20 protein-coding genes are annotated in these 24,579 nt (G+C 27.8%); 6 read left to right on the top strand and 14 right to left on the bottom strand.

The features are described from left to right. Positions 1 to 10 precede the first annotated feature (10 nt). Entirely contained in the window at positions 11 to 940 is a 930-nt protein-coding gene (locus tag ACPB8Q_RS00385; RefSeq protein WP_423792693.1) for a DUF6293 family protein, read from the bottom strand. Between the two features lie 141 nt (positions 941 to 1,081). On the opposite strand from ACPB8Q_RS00385, the gene ACPB8Q_RS00380 reads away from it, so the two are divergent. Genes ACPB8Q_RS00380 through ACPB8Q_RS00360 form a run of 5 tightly spaced genes read left to right on the top strand, consistent with a single transcriptional unit; the run spans position 1,082 to position 7,325 of the window. After that, positions 1,082 to 1,456, top strand: a complete 375-nt coding sequence (locus ACPB8Q_RS00380; protein WP_423792692.1) for a gamma-glutamylcyclotransferase family protein — start codon at positions 1,082 to 1,084, stop codon at positions 1,454 to 1,456. Beyond that, positions 1,449 to 2,492, top strand: coding sequence for a class II glutamine amidotransferase (locus ACPB8Q_RS00375; protein ID WP_423792691.1), 1,044 nt, complete (start codon positions 1,449 to 1,451; stop codon positions 2,490 to 2,492). The genes ACPB8Q_RS00380 and ACPB8Q_RS00375 overlap by 8 nt, the downstream gene beginning before the upstream one ends. Further along, positions 2,483 to 2,830, top strand: coding sequence for a hypothetical protein (locus tag ACPB8Q_RS00370; RefSeq protein ID WP_423792690.1), 348 nt, complete (start codon positions 2,483 to 2,485; stop codon positions 2,828 to 2,830). The genes ACPB8Q_RS00375 and ACPB8Q_RS00370 overlap by 10 nt, the downstream gene beginning before the upstream one ends. Then, on the top strand, positions 2,830 to 6,168 hold the full coding sequence (locus ACPB8Q_RS00365) for an AAA family ATPase (RefSeq protein ID WP_423792689.1): 3,339 nt from the start codon (positions 2,830 to 2,832) through the stop codon (positions 6,166 to 6,168). Before ACPB8Q_RS00370 ends, ACPB8Q_RS00365 begins: the two co-directional genes overlap by 1 nt. A 32-nt stretch (positions 6,169 to 6,200) precedes the next feature. After that, entirely contained in the window at positions 6,201 to 7,325 is a 1,125-nt protein-coding gene (locus ACPB8Q_RS00360; protein ID WP_423792688.1) for an ATP-binding protein, read from the top strand. Here ACPB8Q_RS00360 and purT read toward each other — a convergent pair. The 13 genes from purT to ACPB8Q_RS00295 form a co-directional block, all read right to left on the bottom strand. Next, on the bottom strand, positions 7,320 to 8,486 hold the full coding sequence (purT, locus tag ACPB8Q_RS00355; RefSeq protein WP_423792687.1) for a phosphoribosylglycinamide formyltransferase 2: 1,167 nt from the start codon (positions 8,484 to 8,486) through the stop codon (positions 7,320 to 7,322). The two genes, ACPB8Q_RS00360 and purT, sit on opposite strands and share 6 nt — an antisense overlap. After that, positions 8,449 to 10,419: an IGHMBP2 family helicase gene (locus ACPB8Q_RS00350; protein WP_423792686.1), complete on the bottom strand. Its 1,971-nt coding sequence runs from the start codon at positions 10,417 to 10,419 to the stop codon at positions 8,449 to 8,451. Before ACPB8Q_RS00350 ends, purT begins: the two co-directional genes overlap by 38 nt. Before the next feature lie 264 nt (positions 10,420 to 10,683). After that, the gene (gltX, locus tag ACPB8Q_RS00345; RefSeq protein ID WP_423792685.1) at positions 10,684 to 12,330 is read right to left on the bottom strand and encodes a glutamate--tRNA ligase; all 1,647 of its coding nucleotides are present in this window, start codon (positions 12,328 to 12,330) and stop codon (positions 10,684 to 10,686) included. A 15-nt stretch (positions 12,331 to 12,345) separates the two neighbouring features. Continuing rightward, positions 12,346 to 13,692, bottom strand: a complete 1,347-nt coding sequence (locus ACPB8Q_RS00340; RefSeq protein ID WP_423792684.1) for a signal recognition particle protein Srp54 — start codon at positions 13,690 to 13,692, stop codon at positions 12,346 to 12,348. Further along, entirely contained in the window at positions 13,682 to 14,245 is a 564-nt protein-coding gene (locus ACPB8Q_RS00335) for a UbiX family flavin prenyltransferase (RefSeq protein ID WP_423792683.1), read from the bottom strand. Before ACPB8Q_RS00335 ends, ACPB8Q_RS00340 begins: the two co-directional genes overlap by 11 nt. A 29-nt stretch (positions 14,246 to 14,274) precedes the next feature. Beyond that, positions 14,275 to 15,480 (bottom strand): threonine synthase, encoded by a 1,206-nt coding sequence (gene thrC, locus ACPB8Q_RS00330; protein ID WP_423793450.1) that lies wholly within the window; start codon positions 15,478 to 15,480, stop codon positions 14,275 to 14,277. A 5-nt stretch (positions 15,481 to 15,485) separates the two neighbouring features. Continuing rightward, positions 15,486 to 16,685, bottom strand: coding sequence for a phosphoadenosine phosphosulfate reductase family protein (locus tag ACPB8Q_RS00325; protein WP_423792682.1), 1,200 nt, complete (start codon positions 16,683 to 16,685; stop codon positions 15,486 to 15,488). Further along, complete coding sequence (locus tag ACPB8Q_RS00320; protein ID WP_423792681.1) at positions 16,678 to 17,628, bottom strand: transketolase family protein; 951 nt, start codon at positions 17,626 to 17,628, stop codon at positions 16,678 to 16,680. The genes ACPB8Q_RS00325 and ACPB8Q_RS00320 overlap by 8 nt, the downstream gene beginning before the upstream one ends. Further along, positions 17,621 to 18,283 carry a ribulose-phosphate 3-epimerase gene (gene rpe, locus ACPB8Q_RS00315; protein ID WP_423792680.1) on the bottom strand — a complete coding sequence of 221 codons (663 nt, stop codon included), beginning with the start codon at positions 18,281 to 18,283 and terminating at the stop codon, positions 17,621 to 17,623. The genes ACPB8Q_RS00320 and rpe overlap by 8 nt, the downstream gene beginning before the upstream one ends. Positions 18,284 to 18,355: 72 nt before the next feature. Beyond that, complete coding sequence (ileS, locus tag ACPB8Q_RS00310) at positions 18,356 to 21,433, bottom strand: isoleucine--tRNA ligase (protein WP_423792679.1); 3,078 nt, start codon at positions 21,431 to 21,433, stop codon at positions 18,356 to 18,358. Beyond that, the gene (locus tag ACPB8Q_RS00305) at positions 21,434 to 21,931 is read right to left on the bottom strand and encodes a hypothetical protein (protein WP_423792678.1); all 498 of its coding nucleotides are present in this window, start codon (positions 21,929 to 21,931) and stop codon (positions 21,434 to 21,436) included. A gap of 22 nt (positions 21,932 to 21,953) precedes the next feature. Continuing rightward, on the bottom strand, positions 21,954 to 22,337 hold the full coding sequence (locus ACPB8Q_RS00300; RefSeq protein WP_423792677.1) for a DUF356 domain-containing protein: 384 nt from the start codon (positions 22,335 to 22,337) through the stop codon (positions 21,954 to 21,956). A gap of 5 nt (positions 22,338 to 22,342) precedes the next feature. Further along, a complete protein-coding gene (locus ACPB8Q_RS00295) occupies positions 22,343 to 23,014 on the bottom strand; it encodes an RNA ligase partner protein (protein WP_423792676.1) in 672 nt (223 codons plus the stop codon). Between the two features lie 82 nt (positions 23,015 to 23,096). Here ACPB8Q_RS00295 and ACPB8Q_RS00290 point away from each other — a divergent pair, with 82 nt between their 5' ends. Continuing rightward, positions 23,097 to 24,572, top strand: coding sequence for a radical SAM protein (locus ACPB8Q_RS00290; RefSeq protein ID WP_423792675.1), 1,476 nt, complete (start codon positions 23,097 to 23,099; stop codon positions 24,570 to 24,572). The last annotated feature ends 7 nt before the right edge of the window (positions 24,573 to 24,579 follow it).

Raw genomic sequence — 24,579 nt, 5'->3', positions numbered from 1 at the left:
AGCTAATGGATTATATATAGTTTAGGAGCATCTTACCTTTATCAGATATTTTTACATATTTATTTCTACCAATTTTTTCTACCTCTATTAACTCCCACTCTAAAAGTTTCTCAACAACATTTTTGTTAATCCAAACTAAATCACTATGTTCTGAAAAACTCTCTCTACTATGTCTCCTCCATTCAATAATTTTCTTTACATCATCATCTATAATCTCTTTAAGTTCCTTAATTTTATTATAATATTTTTTTATGGTATGTTGAGAAATTTTATCTTTTCTTAAGAGTTTTTTAATTGTTTCATCACTTAACTCCTCTAAAATTTCATCTCTTGTTAAAAAACTTAATTCTTTTATTGTTAATCCTCTTTTAGCTCTTTTTAGATACTTTAAAATTATTAGAAGTTCCTCTCTTGGAAGTTTAATTTCAAAAGGATATATAAGCTTAACATCTTTAACTCCAAAAGTTCTTGGTAAATATTCTCCATATTCTTTTTTTAATAATTTAATTTCTTCATCTGTAAGATTTTCAAGAATTTTTTTAGGAGATACATAATAAGGAATAATTTTAGAATCTTTTTTATTTAATATCATAGAGCAAATAGTTCCAGCAACACAGCCAATTGAGGAGCCAGAAGATAAATTAATATAGAACTTTGCATCAGGATAATTTTCTCTTTCTTTTTTAATTATTTCTTTAATTTTTTTAGCAATTTCTTCTAAATCAAATAGATATGCATTTTCTATTTCATATTCAATATTGTTTTCTTCAAACCTTTTTGTTATTATATTTTTAAATGATTTTCCTCTCTCTGAATCTTTATCTTCTGGCATACAAATTAAATAAACCTTTTCTGCTTTGCATTTTATTGGAACTTCTGTTATTCTATCCACTTCATAACCTTGAACAGCTATGTGGATACCTCCTCTAATTTTCTCCATATTATCACTCTAAATTGAATATTAAAAATATTAAGGACATTAAGCTTAGTAAGTTAAAAAGTTTTATTTAAATCTTATATCATATGATTATTTAGAAAACTTAATTGGTGAGATAATAAAACTCCCTTATGAGTTGATAAAATGACTCTAATATTTGTATATGGAACATTAAGGAGTGAGTGCTGGAACAATAAAAAATATTTAAAAAATTCTAAATTTGTTGGAAAGGGAAAAACTAAGGAGAAATATGCAATGTATGCAGATTTAATTCCTTATGTTGTTGAAGATGAGAAAATTTCTCACATAGTTGGGGAGGTTTATGATGTAGATGAGGAAACTCTTAGAAGAATTGATATGTTAGAAGGACATCCAACTTTCTATAAAAGAAAAAAAGTTAAGATAGTATTAGATAATGGAGAAGAGGTAGAGGCATGGTTATATTTCTATCCAGAGCCTTATGGTGTCTTAGTAAAATCTGGAGATTATATAGAATATTTGAGGGATAGAAATGTGTGAATTATTAGGAATTAGTTTCAATATGAAAGTAAATATCTCTCTATCTTTTAATATTTTTAAATATAGAAGTGATTTTCATCCAAATGGTTGGGGAATAGCTTTCTATCATAATGGATTTGTTAGATTAATAAAAGAACCAGTAAAAATGGGAAGTGCATTGTTAGCCCATAGAATTGATTGGAACAACATAAAATCAAATATATTTATTCTACATATAAGAAGAGCATCATTAGGAACTTGTAGCTATGTAAATACTCATCCATTTGTAAGACTTTTAGGAGATAAGGAAATAGTTTTTGCACATAATGGAACTTTAAGAGGATATAAAAAGTTAAAACTTAAAAAATACTATCCAGTTGGAGATACTGATTCAGAGTATGTATTTTGCTATCTAATACAAGAAATTGAAAAGAATGGTTTAGAATGGAACTATGAAGGTTTTAAAAAACTTTTAGATATCATTTATAAAATTAATGAATTTGGTCCATTCAACTTTTTAATGTCTGATGGAGAGTATTTATTTGCTTATAAAGATATAGAAGGTAGGAGAGAACTACATTTCCTAAAAAGAGTGTTTCCTTATGACAAAATTAGATTAAGAGATTTAGATTATGAGGTAAATTTAGGAACTGTAAAGAATCCTAATGAAAGGGGATTTATTATAGCTACAAATCCTCTAACAGACGAAGACTGGAAATCATTCAAAGATGGAGAGTTAATAGTATTCAAAAATGGTGAGATGATTTACTCAAATAAAAGATTAAGTGACTTAGAACTAAAAATTCTAAAAATTTTAAGAGAAAGTCCTCATAGAGTCAGTTTAGGGGATATTACTAACAAAATTAGAGGTTTATCACATAAAATAATTATTAGGGATGATGTAAAAATTGGGATTAAAAGCTTGTTAGACAAAGGATACATTAAGCAAGATAGTAGAGACACTGTTAATTGGGACAACGTAAAAGCAACATTCTATACAAGAAAAAATAAAAGAGATGAAATAGACAGGGAATTGGAGGGATTTAGATGGATGTAGATAGTATAATTAAAAAATTAAATGATAGAGACAAGTTATTTTATTATCAAAAATGCAGAAAAAATATTGGAATAGCATTAATATTGAGTTTTATAGTCCCAGGATTTGGATTATGGTATTTAGAAAAGATACTTTCAGGTTCAATATATACAATCATTTGGTTATTTACTATAATACTATTAGTATTAATGATATTCTCAATCATTGGAATTATATTTATACCATTTTGGATAGTTATATATTTAGGATTATGCATTGTGTGTTTAATTCATACATATATTTCTGGAAAAAGATATAATAAAACTTTATTAATTAGAATATTTGGAGGTGGTGAATAATGCAAAATTTAGTAGATTATGCAGCTTGGCATGAATTAGGATGGAATGGTCATTTTTGTGAAAATCCAAGAGAAAATAATTATTGTGAGAGCTTTAGATATGTTAGAGCTGGGAAATATGGAGTAATTAGAAGAGATAGAGATTATCATAGAGAAGTTGTTAGTTGTTTAAATCATCCAAGAGAAAAATTAGATACTATCCTAAAAAATTATTCAATACCATGCTTTGAATCACTAATGTTTGCAGATTTTAAGATTCCTAATTTTGGGAGAGTACCTTATGTTAGATATACAAATAATACAAATGAAGATTTAGAGATTATAAGAAGTTGTATAGGTAAGTATTGTTTTATTTATGTTAGAGAAAATCCATTATCTGAGAATAAAGTTTTAATTGGCTGTGTGAAAGTAAGAGATATTAAAAATCTTGGAATTAGAACTCAAAAACGTATTGGAGGGCAAGTTGATTTTAATTTAGAGGATGATGTTGTTTTTGTATTTCCTTATCAAGAGTTAATAAAATACTGTAAAGAAAAAGATATTCCTATTCCAGATAATTTAGTATTTGATTTAGGAAAGTATAGAAATTATTTCAAAAGTGCAAACTTTATCTCTGATGATGTTGCTATTGAAATTTTTGAAGAAGTTTTAGAGTGTCTAAAAAATTGGGATGCATTTTTAGAGGAAAATAAGAACTTTAAAGAGTATCTTTATGGAGAAAAAGCATTTAGAGGTTATTTATTAAGAAATTTTGTAGATTATAAAGATAATGTAAGATTGGCTATTCAAAGATTAAAAAACTTAAAATCTAAGTATCCTGGATTAGCAGCTGTAAGATACTATCTTGGGGATAACAATAGTTATAGAGATTATTTAGCAGCATTAGAAGAACAAAAAGAAGAGGAATTATATAATAAAACTAAAAATGAAATATCAAATAACAAAAATATTGATGAAAAATTTAAAAAACTTCTAATTGAATATCTTCCATACTATAACATAACATCCCATTCTATAAAATGTATAAAAGAACAGATTGATAAAGGATATATCAATATAGATGATATCCTAAAAAATCCTTATACATTAGTTGAAGATTTAAAAAGAAAAGATGATTTTGAAGGATTTAGATTTATAGAAATTGATAATGGAGAAAAAAGAAGGTTAAGTGAGAACTATAATTTAGATAATCCTTACAGATATAGAGCAATATTGGTTGAAATATTAAAAGATAATCTACTGAAAGGAAATACAACAATAGCTGATACAGATATAAAAAATGAATTAGAAAAATTAGACATTGATTTTAACAAATTTAAAGAAATCTTAAATAATAATTTATCATTATTTAAAGAGAAAGTAGATATTAACGAGATAACTGTTGATAATGAGACTATAACTATCTATACTCTAAAAGAAATTAGAAAATATGAGGAGATAATTGAAAATACAATAAATGAGCTTATAAACAAAGAAATAAGGGAGATTCAAATAAAAAGAGATGATATTGAAAAATTACTTAAAAAGGAGAATATAGAAATTGATAAAGAAAAATATGAAAAAGCCCTATCTCAACAAATAGATGCTGTATTGAAATTAGTTAAAAATAATGTTTCTATTCTAACTGGTGCAGCAGGAGTAGGAAAAAGTGAAGTTATAAGAGCTGTTGTAGAACTGTTAAAAAATGAGAAAATATACATTTTAACACCAACAGGAAAAGCTGCAATGGTTTTAAAAGAAAGAATTAGAGAGAATAACAATATAAAGGTAATGACTATCCATAGATTTTTAGCTACAAACTTTAGAGAATACTTTGACTTTGATTATTACATATTGAAAGATGTCGATAATAAACTGAAAATAGATACTTTAATATTAGATGAAAGCTCAATGATAGATTTGATAACATTAGGAGATTTATTTAAATGTATAAAAGCCAAAAGAATAATTTTTGTAGGAGATATAAATCAACTACCACCAGTAGATGCAGGAAAACCATTCCATGATATATATGTGCATTTAAATAAAGTTAATAAAGATTTAATAGCAAAGCTTGAAATACCTTTAAGAGCCAAATCTGAAAAAATAAATGAATTATCAAAATTGTTTATTGATATAGACTATGAAGAAAAAGAAAAAATATTAGATAATATTTTAAAAGAAAATAAGATAGATGATAACAATAAAATTGTTATAAAAGATGATAGTGGAAATGAAATTATAACCATAGAAGTAACAAAAGATTTAAAGAAATCCTTAGAAAATGCAATAGACAAAATTTTATCTGAAAATAATTCAAATTTCTTTGACTTTGCTGTGTTCAATGATAATCTCCAAATATTATCTCCAACAAAAACTAAAAGATTTGGTAGTTATAATATTAACCTATTCATTAAACATGAATCTAAATATGTCCCTGAAAGATTTAGGAAATATATGATAAAACACTGGTTCTATGGAAATAATAATGTAGGAGATAAAGTAATTGTAAATAAAAACATATATGAGTACAAAATATACAACTATGATAGAAATACTTTAGAAAATGGAGTATTTAATGGAATGATGGGATATATTTACAGTTATTGGAAAAGAACAAATGGATATAGAAAACAAATATTCAAAATTAAGTTTTATGTCCCTAATGCTTCTTGTGAATTAAATAAACCTATTATAGATTATTTAGAACATGCATATTCTATAACAATACATAAATCTCAAGGTAGTGGCTTTAATAATGTAATCTTAATTATTCCCAAAAACTTAGGAAAATTTGTATCAAAGGAAATGATATATACTGCAATAACAAGAGCTAAGGAAAGATTATACATAATTGTTGAAGATGATATTAAAAACTTTATTGATGTAACTGTATCTGAATTAGCAAGAAGAAAAACAAATTTATTCAATAATTTTAATATTTCCTATATTATTCCTTATGCAAATGAAAGAAATATTATAACCATTAATGGAGAAAAAGTTAGAAGTTGGCAAGAATGTATTTTAGCTAATTTTTTCAATAAGGTAGGTATAAACTATGAGTATGAACCACTTTCTAAGTTTTTAGAGCTTGGAGTGCTTCCAGATTTTGAATTATATAGTAACAATAAAATAATTCTTTGGGAACATTATGGAATGACAACTGAGGAATACTTAGCAAGACAAGAAGAAAAAGAAAGGTTATATAGAGAAAAAGGTTTCCAAATAATTAGAATAAATGAATTAAATAAAGATACTAAACTAAATGATAAAGTTTTAATTACCTCTACTTCAGAAGATTTAAGAGATAACAATGAATTGTTAGAGAAATTGGAAATTCTAAAATCACTTATTACTTAAATATGCAATTCTCCAAATTTTTTGGTGTAAATATGAAATTTTTCAATAGAGAAAAGGAGATAAAAGAGATTTTAGCAATTTTAGAAAGTGTTCCTAATCAAATATATTTTGTATATGGACCTTTGAATAGTGGGAAATTTACACTAATGAGAGAAATTATATCAAATAGGTTAGATAAATCTAAATATGTTCCATTCTTTATTGATTTTAGGGCAAGGAATATTGTGAATGTTGATAATTTTATTGAGTGTTTATTTGAAGTAGATGAAAAGTCAAAAGTAGATGATTTTAGGGAGTATGCTAAATCATTAGCTGAGTTGTTAGTTAAGAGCTCAGATGATTTAACTAATTATTACTTAGGAATGCCTATTAAAATACCAAAACCATTTTTTGATAAAATTTTTAACAAAAAAGATAAATCTGGAGATGTTTATCAGTATATTGAGTATTTATTTGCTAAAATAAATGAAAAAGGTAAAAAGCCAATTTTAATACTTGATGAATTGCAGATGATTAAAGAAATAACTTTAAATGGAAATAGATTGTTATTGTGGAGCTTATTCCAATTCTTAGTTACATTAACCAAAGTTCAACATTTATGTCATGTTTTCTGTTTGAGTTCAGATAGTTTATTTATTGAGTATATTTATACTACTGGAGAGTTGGAAGGTAGAGCTAAGTATATTTTAGTTGATGACTTTGATAAAGAAACATCTTTAAAATTTATGGACTTTTTATCTGATAATATATTGAATAAAAAATTATCTAATGAAGAGAAAGAGTTAATTTACTCCTATGTTGGTGGAAAACCTGGAGATATTTACAATGTAATTGATGAAATGAGATATAAAAAATTAGAGAATATATTAGATTTAATGCTTAAAGAGGAAATTCAAAAGTTGGAGATATTCTTAGAAACTTTAAATTATATTAAACCAAAAATAAAAATTGGAGATGAAATTATTGAAATAAAGAAAGATGATGTAATTAAAGCTTTAAAATTATTTAAAAATAAATATGAAGTTAATAGAAAGGAAATTCCTACTCCTATCTATATATACTTAATTAATAAAAATATCCTTTTCCTGAATCCTATTAATGGAACTCTTAAACCTCAATCTTTTTTAATTTGGAATGCTATAAAAAGGATATTATAAAATCTCAACCAAATTAGCAGCTTTTCTTGCAAGTTCTCTTGCTTTTTCTATATCTTCTGCATAAGATAAAACTACTCCCATTCTTCTACCAACAGTTGCATTTGGCTTACCAAATAATCTTATTTTAGTATTTGGAACTTTCAAAGCTTCATCTATCTTATACATTGGAGAGTATTTATTTATTTTTGATTTAATAACATGAGTAGCTCCAGGAGTTAATAATTTTGTTGATATTGGTAAATTTAAAATAGCTCTTACATGTAGTTCAAACTCACTCATCTCTTGAGTTATCATTGTAACCATTCCTGTATCATGAGGTCTTGGAGATACTTCACTAAAAATAACTTCATTATCTTTAACAAACAACTCAACTCCAAATATACCATTCCCTCCAAGTTCTTTAACTATTTTTTTAGCTATATACTCAGCTTTTTCTCTAACTTCATCAGATACTTTATGAGGTTGCCAACTTTCAATATAGTCTCCTTCTTCTTGTCTATGTCCTATTGGTTGGCAACACTCCACTTCATTATTTGAAGAAACTGTTAATAAAGTAAGTTCATAATCAAAATCTATAAACTCCTCTACAATAACCCTCTCACCATAACCTCTTGCTCCTTCTTTTGCTTTTATCCATGCTTTTTCTATATCTCCCCTATCTTTAACTATACTCTGTCCTTTCCCAGATGATGACATAATTGGTTTAACAACACAAGGAAATCCTATTTTTTCTATAGCTTCTTTAAGTTCATCTATATTATTAGCAAATTCATATTTAGCAGTCTTTAAATTTAATTTTCTATCTGCTAACTTCCTTAACTCTTCTCTATTCATTGTTATTTTAACTGCTTTGGCATTAGGAATAACTTTACAATCTTTCTCTACATCTAATAAAACATCTATATTTATTGCCTCAATCTCAGGAATGATATAGTCTGGATTTTCTCTCTCAATTATTGATAATAGAGCATCATAATCTTTCATATTTGTTATATAACTTCTATGCGCTACTTGCATTGCAGGAGCAAATTGATACCTATCTACTGCTATACACTCTATTCCTAACCTTTGTGCTTCAATAACAACCTCCTTTCCAAGCTCTCCACTACCTAATAACATAAATTTAATTGCATTTTTTGATAATGGAGTTCCTATCAACATTTTCACCCATCTCAACTTGCTTAGCCCATTTTACAAGTTCATTATAAACACTATCTTTCTTTAATAGTTTTTCATTTCCAATAATGATTAATTTTCTTTTAGCTCTTGTTATAGCTACATTTAATCTTCTTAAATCTTTCAAAAATCCAAATTTTTCAGTTCTGACAAATGATATAACAATAGCTTCATTTTCTCTTCCTTGATAACCATCAACTGTATTAACCTCTACATCTATATTATTTTTCTCAAACAGCTTTCTAATATATCTAACTTGGGCATCATAAGGGGATATGACACTAACAGGAATATTATACTTAATAAGTTTTTTTACAACTTCTAAAACTTTCTCAGCTTCCTCAATATTGTAGTATGAGAATGATTCTTTTTCTTTTCTTTCTTTTCCATCTATATGGAAAAATTGGACAGGAATTTTATTAACAATATCTTTATCTTCTTCCTCAACTTTATCAACTAAGTCCATCAAAGTTATATTTTTAACTTCTTCAGCTGCCTTTAATTTATTGTTATAGAACATTTTATTTGGAAATTCCATAATCTTCTCATTCATTCTATACTGTATTTCTAAAATAGTTGAAAATTCTGGATACATGTTAATTAACTTTTCAAATAAAGTTTTTTTAAGTTCTTCATTTTCACTTAAAACTGTTGGTGGTAGTTGCTTATGGTCTCCTGCCATAATAAGTTTATCTCCCCTAACTATTGGGATTAAACAACTTGGCTCCATAGCTTGGCTACCTTCATCTATAACAACAACATCAAAGTGATAATCTTTTAAAATTTCACTTCCAGCCATAGAGTTTGTTGATACAACAACATCAGAATTTAGTATAATATCATGAATAATTTCTTTGCTTAGTTTCTCTATTCTATCTACTATCTTTTTTAGTTTAATATTCTTTAAAATCCATTTTGACATACTTTCTAACTTTTCTTTTGGGATACCTCTAACACTTTTTTTCTTTTTTGATAGTTTTAGTATTTGCTCATCACTCAAACCTCTTCTCCATTTGGGAGAAGGTTTAGTATATTTATCTCTTTCCTCTTTTAATAATAAAATTTTTGCTTTTAATTGTTTAATTTCTTCATACTTCTCATGGCATTCTATTAAATATGGGAGTGAGTGTTCAATTAGCTCTTTTGAGATTCTTGTAGGATGTCCAACTCTTACAACTCTTAAATCTGGATATTTTTTTAAAAGATACTCTAATATGTTATCTGCTGCTGTATTTGAGTCAGCTGTTGCTAAAACTCTATGTTTATTGAATTTAACCTCCTGATATATTACTTCTGTTAAAGTTCTTGTCTTTCCAGTCCCTGGAGGTCCATGAATAAGATATAAATCTCTGCTTAAAATAGCTTCTTTAACAGCTTTTTTTTGATATATGTTAAGTTTTTTATCTCCAAATTCTAAATTTATATCAGTTTTAAATGATTTCTCTGGCTTTTCTAAACCTAAAATTATTAAAGCTAATTTTTCTCTTTTTTCTACAAACTCTTTTAATGCTTCTTTCATTCTCTTAAATGTTATATCATTAACAAATAAATCCAATCTAACCCTTTCTTTAAATAGCCATTTTGGTAAATCTACATCAAAAGCTACATCTATAAAGCTCTTTCCAACATAAACAACATTCCCATACAAATCACTTTTTAATGGCTCGCCTCTACTAACTAAAACAACATCTCCAGGAGATATTTCAGTTTTTATTTCCTTCTTTCTACCAAATCTTACTAATTTACAACCTAAACTTTCTCCTAAAAATTTAGCTTTTAAATTTAATATTGCTCTTCCTACATTTTCTCTTTTTTTGCCCAATCTTAAAATTTCTTTCTTGTGAAACTCTTTTTCATAGTTTCTTTCTAACTCTATTAACTCTGAAAATTTTTTGTAATAAATATCAAAAATGTTCATAATTTCACTTTTATTATTTTTGGATTAATTTTTTTATTAATGATTTTATTAAAAAAGTTATTTATTTTTATATTATTATATATTTAAATTTTTAGCTATAAATAAAAATAGTAAAACTAACAAATAAAATAGAAATCTTATAAATTTCCATCCTTGTTTTAATGGACTAACGATTCAAACCCTGGCTGTTCATCCTTATTCGAAAGGGGGTATATAAAAGCAAGAAAACTTAATTAGAAAATTTAATAATATAAACAATCAGACTCATCTATGGGTATAGCAACAAACTACTATATTATCTTTTTTGTCTACTCTACAAAATCCAAATCTTTCAAATTGAATAATTTCATCTTCTTTAACTTCATTAAAATCTTTTTCAGCTAAACCTTCTTTTATCTCCCCAGATGGCATAAGTACTTTTGTTTTAATTGCTCCATCTATTGGTATCCAGTGGATAATTTTAGCTTTATTTTTTCTTGCTATTTTAAAGTCATCTGAATGATATTTAGCTATAATTTTATCATCTTCTACTTTTTCAACAACTATGTTAAACAACTCCATTAATCTATACATTTTATTCTCTTCTATCTCATCATTAACAACATATATCTTTCCATTGAAAAAGAGTTCTCTAACTCCAAAATCTTCTCTATCTGGATGTTTTCTAAGTTTTATAACTCTTTCTTCTGCATCTTTAACTATCATTTTTTTAGGATTCCATACAAAGAAGTATCTTTTAGCTTCTTTATCTATTAGCTCTTTGTTTATAGCATATAGATTTTCCCAAGAAAATCTAACATCTGCCTGTTTTATCCCTATCTTTATCATAATTTTATATATTGCCTCTGCTCTAATTCCTCTCCTTCTTAGAGCTCTTAATGTTCCTAATCTTACATCATCCCATCCAGAATATAGCCCTTTTTTAATTCCTTCATATATTTGAGATGTGCTTAAAACTGTATCCTCTATTTTTAAAATTCCATAATGTATAAATTCTGGCATATTCCAATTGAAATATTTATATATATATTTTTGTTTTTCAGTATTTACAATATGGTCTTTTCCTCTTAAAACATGAGTAACTCCTAAAAGATGGTCATCAATTGGAACTGAAAAGTTCATTAATGGATATACAACATATTTATCCCCTACTCTTGGATGAGGTGTTTTTTCAACTCTAAATATTGGAAAATCTCTTATAGATGGATTTTTATGTTTTATATCTGTTTTTAACCTTACAACTGCTTTTAACTCTCCATTTAGCATTTTTTTCCATAACTCCAAATTTTCCTCTATATCCCTATCTCTACACTTACAAGGAATTCCTTTATTCCTCAATTCTCTAAAATCTTCTGGATTACACTCACAAACATAAGCTTTTCCCATTTTTATAAGCTCTTCTCCATATTTGTAGTATATATCTAATCTATCTGATTGAATAACAACTTCATCAACTTTTACATTTAACCAATCTAAATCCTCTTTTATCATTTCATAAGCTTCTTTTAATACTCTCTTAGGGTCTGTATCTTCTAATCTTAAAATAAACTTACCATTGTATTTTTTTGCAAAATAATCATTTAACACAGCTGCTCTTGCATGTCCTATATGTAATGGACCAGAAGGATTAGGAGCAAATCTTAAAACAACCTTGTCCTTAACATTTGGTAAAATTAATTCTCTCTCTTTCTTCTTACTCTCTAAAGATATGTTTTTAGAGAGCTCTTTAAACTCATCTTCTGGAATATTATTTATTTCCTCAACAATTTTCTCAATTTTTGGAAGGATTTCCTTAGCTTTCTTTTTATATTCAGGATTTTCTGATAGAAATATTCCTAAAACTTTCTTAGGATTAGCTTGCCCATACCTTAACCTGTTCTTTATAGCTATCTCTCTAATTACTTCTTCCATTGATATCCCTCTTTTTTATTCTTTATACATAAGTTGTCTTAATATTTGTCCTAATGGCCCACCAATTTTTAACATCTTACCTTTTCTTATTTGTTCTACTGCCTTTCTTGTTGTTTCATAGTATCTTAAAACTTCCCTAACCTCTTCTTCTTTACTACCTGAACCTCTTGCTATTCTTCTAATTCTTGATGCCTTTATAATCTTTGGATTTTCTCTTTCTTCTTTTGTCATTGAGCTTATTATTACCTTATATCTTTTTATTTTTGCCTCAGTTAGATGAGAGAGTTCTTTTGGCATTCCACTTAAACCTGGAATCATACTTAAAATTTTTTTCATAGAGCCCATATTTTCTATTGCTTCTAATTGTGAATAAAGCTCATTTAATGTAAATTTACCTTTCATTATTGCCTCTATACTTTCCTCAGCCTTTTTATCTTCAACTATCTCCTCTGCTTTTTGTAAGAGTGTATCTAAATCTCCCATTCCTAACAATCTGGATATGAACTTTTTAGGGTCAAACTCTTCTAAATCATCTATCTTCTCTCCAACTCCAATAAATTTTATTGGTGCTTTTATCTCTGCAACTGCACTTAAAGCACCTCCTCCTTTAGCAGAACCATCCAATTTAGTAACTATTATACTTCCAATCTCCCCAACAGCTTCTTTAAATGCCTTAGCTTGTGTCTTAGCTTGCTGTCCAATAGTTCCATCTATAACTAAAATGATTTCATCAGGATTAGCAATCTCCTTTAATCTTTTCATCTCTTCTAAAAGAGATTTCTCTTCCTTATGTCTCCCTGCTGTATCTATTATAACTACATCAACATTTTTAAATTTCTCCAAACCTTCTTTAACTATCTCCTCAGGAGTTTTTTCTTTATTTCCATATACAGGAACATCTATTTTTTTAGCCAACTGCAAAAGTTGCTCATAAGCTGCTGGTCTATAAATATCTGCTGCAATTAAAGCAACTCTATAACCATGCTTTTTTAAGTATCTTGCAAGTTTAGCTGCTGTTGTAGTTTTTCCACTACCTTGAATACCTACAAGCATTATAACATTTCTTTTATTTGGCTTAATGTTAAGTTCTTTTGCTTCTTCTCCCAATAATTTAACTAACTCTTCATAAACTATCTTTATAATATGCTCTTTCTTAGAGAAACCTTTTGGTGGCTCTTCTTCTAATGCTCTTCTCTCAATCTCTTTACTCATTTTTAAAACAAGTTTGACATTGACATCTGCTTGGATTAAAGCTCTTTGTATATCTCTAACAACCTCTTTAATTAGCTTTTTATCAACAAAAACAGCAGTTTTTATTTTATTTAGTGCTTTGTTTAGTTGTTCTCCTAATCTATCCAACATCCTTTCCCCACCTTCTATATAAATTATTCTCAATATTTAACAAATCTAAAACTCTTCCCACAATAAAGTCAATGATATCATCAACAGTTTTAGGTTTTGTATAAAAAGCTGGAATTGGTGGCATTATTATTGCTCCTAAATTTGAAAGTTTAAGCATATTTTCTAAGTGGATGCTATTTAAAGGGGTTTCTCTTGGTAAAATGATTAATTTCCTTCTTTCTTTTAGGGCTATGTCTGCAACTCTAACAATTAAATTGTAAGAGTAACCATTTGCAACTGCTGATAATGTTTTCATAGAACAGGGGGATATAACAACTGCATCAAATTTATTTGAGCCAGAGGCAATAGGTGAAAAAAAATCATCTTCATTGTAGTAGTTGTTGGCTAAATCTTTTAACTTCTCCCAAGAGATATCTAACTCCTCTTTTATTATCTTCTTAGCTGATTCTGAAATAATTAAATCAACAGATATATTTTTTTTATTCAATACTTCCAATAATCTCTTACCATAAACTACACCAGAAGCACCAGTTATGCATACAACTATCTTCATAATTCTCACAAAAAAGAAAAAATTTTAATTTAGTTTTTAATAATCTTTAATAACTCATCCATATCTTTAACTTTAATAGGTTTCTCACATGCCTTTATAGCAGTATCTGGGTCTTTTAAACCATGTCCTGTTGTTATACATACAACTCTTTCATCTCTATCAATAACTCCCTCTTCTAAGAGTTTTTTTAATCCTGCAATTGATGAAGCTGAAGCTGGCTCAACAAATATTCCTTCTCTTCTTGCTAATAACTTTTGAGCTTCTAAAATTTCTTCATCACTTACTGATTCAGCATATCCATTTGATGAATAAATAGCATCTAATGCCTTCTTAGCATTTACAGGATTTCCAATTCTTATAGCTGTTGCAACTGTCTCAGGATTATCATAAGGTTTAATATCTTTATCTCCTCTTTTGAAAGCTTCTACTATTGGTTTAGCTCCTTCTGCTTGTATTCCTGTCATTTTTGGTAGATTATCAATTAATCCAATCTTATAAAATTCTTTAAAACCTTTCCATATCGCCGATATATTTCCAGCATTTCCAACTGGAACTACCACTCTATCAGGAACATCCCAATTTAACTGTTCTGCTATCTCAAAACCAATAGTTTTTTGTCCTTCTAATCTAAATGGATTAACTGAATTTAAAAGATAGAGATACTTATTTTCTGCCAACTTTCTTACCATTTCCAAAGCTTTATCAAAGTTTCCAGCTATCTCTATAACCATAGCTCCATAAAACATAGCTTGAGCTAACTTTCCTAATGCAACTTTTCCCTCTGGAAGAAGAACAATACATTTTTTATTTGCCTTAGCAGAATAAGCAGCTAATGAAGCAGATGTATTTCCTGTTGAAGCACATCCTACCACATCAACTCCCAAAACATTAGCTAAACTAACTCCAACTGTCATTCCTCTATCCTTAAAACTTCCTGTTGGATTAGCCCCTTCATTTTTTACATACAACTCTTTAATCCCAAGTTCTTTCTCTAAATTCTTACATCTATATAGAGGAGTATTACCTTCTTTTAATGATACAATTTTATCTTTATCCTTAACTGGGAGGAGTTCAATATATCTCCAAACTCCAAACTCTCTACCTTTAAAACTATCTCTATCTAATTCAATACTATCATAGTCATAAATTATTTCTAATAAACCACCACATTCACAAGTATATACTACCTCATTAACATTATACTCTTTCCCACATTCTATACATCTTTGTTTTATCATTATTATTTCACCTTTAAAAGTTCTTTCATCTTTTTAGGGAGTTCTTTCCATCTCCAAAAACCTTTTAAAATCTCTTCATCAGAATAACCAAACTTTTTCAATGTATTAAACCACTTATTAAATAGATTAGGATACAGCTCTTTAACTCTCAAAAACTCTGATGTTAGAGCAGCAGGGCATAAATAGCAGCCTATTCTCTCAAAACCTTTATCATATAGTGGATTGTAAGGCACTTCATTTTTATATATCCAGCTAAAAACATCAGTTGCTTTCCAATCTAATATAGGAAATACATTTATTTGATTATCTATAAAAGAGCTTTTTCTTTCATAACTTAACTTACACCTTGTAAAGCTTTCATACCTTCTTGTTCCATCAACAGTATAAACTAACTTATACTTCTTTAAATACTCCCTTAATGGATTTAGTTTTAGTATTGAGTTACACCACCTGTTATCCTTTGTAGGAACTCCATACTTCTCTAAGTTTTCCCAAAAATCATCTCCTTTTAAAATAACTAAGTTTAAATCATATTTTTTAGCAATATCTTTCACATACTTTATAGTCTCAGGATACTCTAAACCAGTATCTATAAAGATGACTTCTAAATCTTTTATTATATCATTGGCTAATAATGTAGATACTAAACTATCCTTACCTCCTGAAAAAGATGTATTTATATCTTTATCTTTATATTTACTAATTATGTTTTTAGCTTTTCTTTCTAATTTTTCTAATCTTTCTTTATTTCTTTTTATATATTCCTCTATCTTTTCAAATTTTATCTCTTCATCTTTAAAAGTCAAATCTTTGATTTTTAAAGTATTTCCTTTTTTTATTCCAACTCCTACATAATTTTTTAATTCAACACCAACATATCCATCTTCCAATTTTTTAAACTCCTCTATATTCTCTATTAAATTTAGAGGAACTTTTTTCCCTTTAATTTTCCTTTTTGTATCTTTCAGTTTTATTTTTGGCTCTTCTAATAAATAGTAGGAAGCATAAGGATGGAAGACCCAATCCAATTTATTCAAATCAAATTCTAAAATTCCAATACATTTATCTCTTATAAAAACCTTTTTTCTATAATCTAATCCCCCAATCTTTTTTAAAATTATTGCTAAATCATTAGAAAAGTTTTTTTTAGTCAAATTATTTAAAATAGATATTTCATATTTAGAGGCAAATTTTTCATCCATTTTTAATCATCTGCATAATTCTTTTAGCTACACTCTCTCCATCCAATCCAAAGTATTTTAACAATTCATCTGCTTTTCCACTTCTTCCAAAGACATCAGGAACTCCTATCATCATTAATCTTTTATTTAACCCTTCTGTTGCTATAACTTCACTAACAGCACTTCCTAAACCTCCAATTATGTTGTGGTCTTCCAAAGTAACAATAAAGTCATTTGCCTTCTTTATTATATCTTTATCAATTGGTTTTATTGTTGCTAATTCAACAATTTCAGCAGAAATATTATTTTCTTTTAATATTTCATAAGCTCTTAAAGCTTCTGGCACTTCTTCTCCTGTTGCTATAATTGTTAAATCCTCTCCCTCTTTCAAAACTTTACCTTCTCCTATTTTAAATGTTGCTTCTTCTTCATTCTCATAAATAATTTCTGTATCTCTTCTTGGCATTCTTACATAAACAGGTCCTTTGTATTTAGCTATCTCTCTAATAACATTCTTTGTATGATAATAGTCAGAAGGAGCAATAACTACCATATTTGGAATAGCTCTCATTATTGCTATATCCTCTGTCATTTGATGAGATGCGCCATCTTCTCCAACAGTTATTCCCGCATGTGTAGCAACAATTTTAACATTTAGCTTAGGATAAGCAATAATATTTCTAATAATTTCCCATGGTCTTCCAGCTGCAAACATTGCAAAAGATGATGCAAAAACAATTTTATCAGTTGTGGCTAATCCAGCAGATACTCCCATTAAATTCTGTTCAGCAATCCCTACATTGAAAAATCTCTCTGGAAATTTTTTTGCAAACATTGCAGTCTGAGTTGAGGATGATAAATCAGCATCTAACACAACTAAATTTTTATACTTTTCACCTAACTCTACTAATGTTTCTCCATAAGCTTTTCTCATTCCTTTATATACTCCACTTAACTTAACCATATTTAACTCCCCTTATAGCTTCTCTTAATTGTTTAACTGATTCTTGTACATTTCCTTTTCCAAATATTGCAGAAGCTGCTATAATAGCATCAGCTCCAGCTTTAACCGCCTTAGGAGCAGTTTCTATATTTATTCCTCCATCAACAAAAATCTTTGTATCATAACTATTCTCTACAATTAAACTTTTTAATTTTCTAATCTTTTTTAACATAACTGGAATAAATTTCTGCCCAGCAAATCCTGGCTCAACAGTCATAACTAAAACTCCATATACATCATCTAATATATACTCTATTGCATCTAATGGTGTTGCAGGATTTATAGCAACTATAGGTTTAGCATTTATTTCATTTATCTTATTAATTATTCTAAATGGAAATCTAACAGCTTCTATATGAAATGTTATATAGTCCATACCTTTAAACTCATCAATAAATAGAGAAACATTCTCAACCATTAAATGCACATCAACTGGCAATTTTGTTATTTTCTTTACATGCTTAGCTATTCCAATCCCCATACTTATATTAGGGACAAAATGACCATCCATCATATCAACATGGAAAAAATCCACTCCAGCATCTTCTGCTTTTTTTATTTCCTCTTTTAGATTACTAAAATCAGCTGACAAAATTGAAGCTCCTATTTTAACCATATCCAATCACACTTTAATATTTTTTTAATTTAAATATAAAGTATTGAAAATAAAAAAATAGAAGTTTAGAATTTAGATTTTTTCAATAGATATTTTTATATTATAAACTTTTTTGTTAGGTGTTTTTATTTCCCAAACTTTTTCATATTCAGGTTTTAAATCTTTTGTATATATTCCCCTAACCTCTCTCTCTATTTTATCTTTAAACTCCTCAATATCTAATCCCTCAACACTAAATTTAATTTTATCTTCAATATCCAAATCTAAATCTTTTCTCATTGCTTGTATTCTTCTTATTACTTCTCTCATTAAACCTTCTTTTATTAGTTCTTCATCAAATTTTGCATTTATATATATAGTTCCTTTACTAAACTCTATCCCTTCTATATCTTCTGGAAGCTCAATTTTTATATCTATATACTCTGGAAGTATTTCATAACCTTCTAAAATTACCTTCCCATCTTCTTTTAATTTTTCTAAAAATTCTTTTGCATCAACCTTGTTTAAAAGTTCAACAACCTTAGGAACATCTTTTTTGTATCTTCTACCTAACTCTCTATAATTAGGTTTTATCTTATACTCTCCCATTTCACCAAATTTAAGCTCTTTAATATTTCCTTGTTCTTTTATTATATAACTAAATCTTTCTATTGATTTTTTAACATCATCAGGGCATGAGATAACTATCTCCTTCAAAGGATATCTCAATGTGTATTTTATTTTATCTCTTCCTCTATATATTGCATCTACTATTTCCCTTACTATGTCCATATCTTCCTCTAACTCCCTATCTATAAAGTTCTCATCTATCTCAATTTTATGCATAAATACACTTTCTAAATCTTCATTATCTTTTAAGTTTTGGTAAATTTCCTCAGCAATATGTGGAGTTACAGGAGCTATTATTTTAGAGAGTTTCATTAAACAGTAGTAAAGTGTTTGATAAGCTGAAAATTTATCTTTATCTTCTCCTTCTTTCCAAGTTCTATCTCTTATTAACCTTATATACCATCTACTTAAATCATTCACAATAAAGTCCTTAATTGCCCATGTGTATGTATGGAAATATGGTTTTTCTAAACTTTCAACTGCTAACTTTGCTAAGCTATTTATTCTACTCAAAAGCCATTTATCTTCATCTTTTACATAGTTAAAGTATTCATCTTTTGGTTTAAAGTTATCTAAAACCATATAATTAACTGCAAATTTATATATATTCCATAATGTATTGAATACACTTAAAACATCATCTACTTCACTCCATACAAATCTTAAATCTTCCCAAACTTTATTTGCAGATAATAAATAGAATCTTAATATATCAGCACCATATTTTTCAACAACATCATCAGGACTTACAATATTTCCTAAACTTTTACTCATCTTGTCTCCTTTCTCATCCAAAGTAAAACCATGAGTTAGACATTTTTTGTATGGAACATCATTGAATATGATGGCTGATAGTGCATGCTGAGAGTAGAACCACTTTGTAACTTGGTCATGTCCTTCTGTTATAAAATCTGCTTTTTTAAGTTCTTTTGAGTTTATAGATGCATAAGGAGCTAATCCAGAATCAAACCAAACATCTAAAACATCTGGAATTCTCTTCATAACTCCTGAACATTCACATCTTAACTTAATATTATCAACATAAGGTTTATGTAAATCTTCTAACTCCACTTTTTCAATTGCTCTCTCTTTTAGCTCTTCTATACTTCCTATAACAACATATTTTCCACATTTCTCACAAACCCATACAGGAATTGGAATACCCCAATATCTTTGTCTTGATATGTTCCAATCTCCAACAAATTTGACTCCATTTATATATCTTGTTTCTATCCAGTCAGGAATCCATTCAACTGTCTTAGCTTGCTCAATTATGTTATCTTTAATTTTTGAAATCATTAAGAACCATTGTTCTGTTGCTCTAAATAAGAGTGGTGTTTTACATCTCCAACAGTGAGGATAACTATGCTTTATCTTCCCAAAACTTACTAATAACCCTTTATCTTCTAAGGTTTTAACTATCTCCCTATCTGCATCTTTAACAAACATTCCCTTCCATTTTCCTTCTGTATATCTACCTTGGTCATCTATTGGAGAATAAATAGGAAGATTGTATCTTTTAGCTACTTCAAAATCTTCCTCCCCATGTCCAGGAGCAGTATGAACTAATCCAGTTCCTCCTTCCAAAGTTACATGCTCACCCAAAATAACAAAATGTGCTTTTTCTCTAAATTCTCTCTGTTTTTCTACTTCATCTAAAAGAGGATGAATATATTTTTTAAATTCTAAATCCTTACCTTTAACTTTATTAATTATTTTATAATTGGAGATTTTAGCTTTTCTTAAAACATCTTCAACTAACTTCTCAGCTATTATCCAAACTTCTTTTTTGTTGTCCTTTTCAACTTCAACATAACAGTAGTCATATTCAGGATGAACAGCCACAGCTAAATTAGCAACTAATGTCCATGGAGTTGTTGTCCATATTATTAAATAAGCATCTTCATCCTCTAACTTAAATTTACAATATAATGAAGGGTCTTCAACTTCTTTATACTCTCCTCTAACCTCATGCTCAGCTAAAGCTGTCTCACACCTTGGACACCAATAAACAACCCTCAAATCTTTCTTTAATAATCCTTTTTCATAAGCTTTCTTTAATGTCCACCAACCTATCTCCATATATTCCTTAGTTATAGGCATGTATGCATTTTCCCAATCTAACCATACCCCTAAATTTTTAAATTGATTTTCCATAATTTCTTTATGTTTTAGAGCAAATTCTTTACACTTTTCTATAAATTTATCAACACCATAATTTTCAATATCTTTCTTACATTTTATTCCAAGTGTTTGCTCAACTTTTACCTCTATTGGCAAACCATGCATATCCCATCCAGCTTTATCTAAAACATTGTATCCTTGCATTCTCTTAAATCTTAAATAAGTATCTTTAATTATCTTATTCCAAGCAGTTCCTAAGTGTATAGCCCCAGAACAATAAGGAGGACCATCTACAAAATAAAACTCTTTATTTTCTCTATTTCTTTCTTTAACTTTTTCATAAATTTTATTTTCTTCCCAAAACTTTTTTATTTTTTTATCCAACTCTCTAAAATTTACATCCCCAACTCTTTCCATTCACTCACCTTTCAACTTTTCTTTTAACATTTTGATTCTTTCTAACATCTTTTTGAAGGCATTTTTATCCTTACATTCTTCACATACTTCTTCATCAGGAAGTTTTAAAATATTGTCCAAAATTTTCTTATCATTAATATTTTCTCTTTCATATAAATCTAAACATATTTTTTTGATATTTAATCCATTACTTACAACTATTTCCAATAAATCATCCAAAGAATATTTTTTTTCAATATTTTCCCAATAAGATTCAAAAATGTTGTTTTCAATAATATACTCCAAAGCTTCTAATGTTTTTATAGCCAAATCTATTTTTGATAAGTCATAAACTAAATCTTGTTCTTTTTCTTCTAATTTTTCTATAACATTTGGATTGTTCATATCTCTTGCAAGCTCTAACTTTATCCTTGTATCATACAGTTCCCTAAGTTTTTTCTCACCATTAAAAATTAGTTCATTTTTTCTATCTTTAATTTCAACAATAATAGGTTGCATAAAAATCTCCCATAAAAATATTTTATTTAGATTTATTTTTTGGCTTATTTAATTTTTTCTTTTTAGATTTGTAATATCCTCTTAATACTGGAAGTTTTGGAAAATCCTCCAACAATCCAAAATAAACCTCTCTATATCTGTCACTAATAACTACAATATGAGCAGGAGGATGTATCTTTCTAATTCTATCTATGGCCTTAGGAGCTTTTTCTGCTATTTTAGCAACACATGCTGTTTTACAAGGTTTTTTTACTTCTCCTAAAATCTTTGACAAAATTTCATCTGCTGCCTCAGGAACTATAATTTTTGGTTTTCCAATAATAGTAAGTTCTGCATGCCTATCTACATCTGCTAAGGCATTTTTTAGTTTTTCATAATTATCTCCTCTTATCAATAAAAAAGTCATAATCATCACTTTTTAAAGTGTTTTAAATATTCTTCAAGCATAAATGGAAAATCTACTGCATTAACAAATCTTAACCCTAACTTTTGAGCCCATTTTTCAATTCCACCATCACTTGCCACAACAGCAGCATCTAACTCCTTAGCTAATAATAGAACATCTAAATCAGGAGCACTGTCTAATGTTCCCACTCTCAGAGCGGCTCTATATTTATTTCTAAATGTATTTATTGTTTTTGATAAGATTTTGTTTAAAAGTTCCCTTTTATTTATGTCAGGATTCTTTTTGAGTTCTTCATAAACTAAATCAGCAGTTTTTATTATATGTTCCTCTCCAATTCTTAACCCTTTATTTATCCTATCCCTTAAATCTTTTATATAGCTATAAAAAATTTCTGATGGCATTTGAATTTCATACCTATTAGGGGTCTTTTTAATTAACCAAGTATCAACTTTAATTATAACATCTTTAGGACAGTTTTCATTTTCTAAGAAACCTATTAACTCATTATAAACAGATGGATAAGGAATATGACAAGAGATATTCAATTTTACTCTTGCCTCAGCTATCAAATCCATTAACCTATTTGTTAGCTCTGTTATTGTTTTATAACCAAGAGCTTTTCTTACTGATGGCTCAGTAAAGACACTTGTATCTAAACAAAATCTCTGTTTGTGCATAATATAAACCCTATTTAATAACTCATCAAATAGTAAAAATATAACTATTAATTTTAAAACTTTCTATGTAATGTGAGAGGTTATGATTATAGTTGATTGCTTAGCAGTTGGGGATGGTAAGAAGTTATTAACAAGGGATGTAATAGGGGCAGGACCAAGAACTGTTAAAGGTATTTTAGAGAATGTAGGTTTTAAAGCTAAAATTATTCCTTATGAGGATTTAGCACTATCTAAAATTAAAAAAGAAGATATAATATTTATAAGTGCAATGACCTCAGATTTTAAAGCAGTAAAAACACTTGTGCAAAAAATTAAATTAAAAACTGACTCAAAAATTATTATTGGAGGACCAATTGCAAATGATTTATATCTTTTAGAGAAGATTGAAGGAGATATTACAATTGTTGGAGAGGCAGAAATAACTTTAAGAGAACTTATAAGAAAAGATTTTAATCCAGAAAAAGTAAAAGGAACAACTTACTGGGATGATGAATTAAAAATTAATTCACTAAGAGAGATTTTAAAAGATTTAAGTTTAATAACACCTTCTTATGAAATAGAAGATTATAAAAATTATAAATCAGCAAGAGTTTATGTGGAAGTTGTTAGAGGTTGTAGTAATTTTAAAAGAGCTCTATTATTATGCAAAAATAAAAAATGTTCTCTATGTAAAGAAGGAACTTTAAAATGTCCTTTAAATATAAATCCTGGTTGTGGTTTTTGTTCAGTTCCTTCTGTTTTTGGCTATGCAAGAAGTAGAGATGAAGAAAAAATTTTAGAGGAGATAGTAGAGCTTTTAAGGAGAGGTGTAAAAAGAATAGTCTTATCTGCTCCTGACTTTTTAGATTATAAAAGAGAAAAGCAATTTTCTCCATATGGTGAAGTGAATTATGAAGCAATAGACTCTCTTTTAAAGAATTGTAAAGATTTAGCTGAAAAGTATAACTCAAATATAATGATTGAAAATGTTAAAGCTAATTTGTTTAATGAGAAAGTAGCTAAAATAATATCAAAATATTTAAATACTACTTTATATATTGGCTGTGAGACAGGAGATAAAAGACATTCTGAACTTATTGGTAGGCCTTCTTATCCAGAAGATGTTTTAAGAGCTGTTAAAATAGCTAAGAAATTTAATTTAAAGGCACAAGTTTATTTTATTTATGGACTTCCAGGAGAAAATAAAGAAACCGCTAAAAATACTGTTGAATTTATGCACAAAATTAAGCCATATATTGATAAAATAACAGTATATAGATTTAGACCTCTTCCTATGAGCTCATTCTATAATTTTAAGCCAAATTTAACTAAATACAGCTATTTAATAAAAAAAACTGCTAATAAAATAAACTTAGAAATTAAAAAAAGATATGTTGGAAAAGTTATAGAGGTTATTGTTGCTGAGGAGCATCTAAAAAATAAAGAGGATGCTGTTGGTTATCTTTTAGATAGTGGATTAATGGTAGTTGTTAAAAAAGGAAAAAAATATATTGGACAAAAAAAGAAAGTTAAAATCATTAAAGCTCATTCAAAGTATTTAGAAGGAGTTGTAGTATAAACACTCT

Origin of the sequence: Methanocaldococcus indicus (assembly GCF_049554935.1) — an archaeon.
Lineage (GTDB): Archaea > AGJL01 > Methanococci > Methanococcales > Methanocaldococcaceae > Methanocaldococcus > Methanocaldococcus indicus.
The sequence above is the reverse complement of the archived record's forward strand: the minus strand, read 5'-3'. Positions and strand labels throughout refer to the sequence as shown.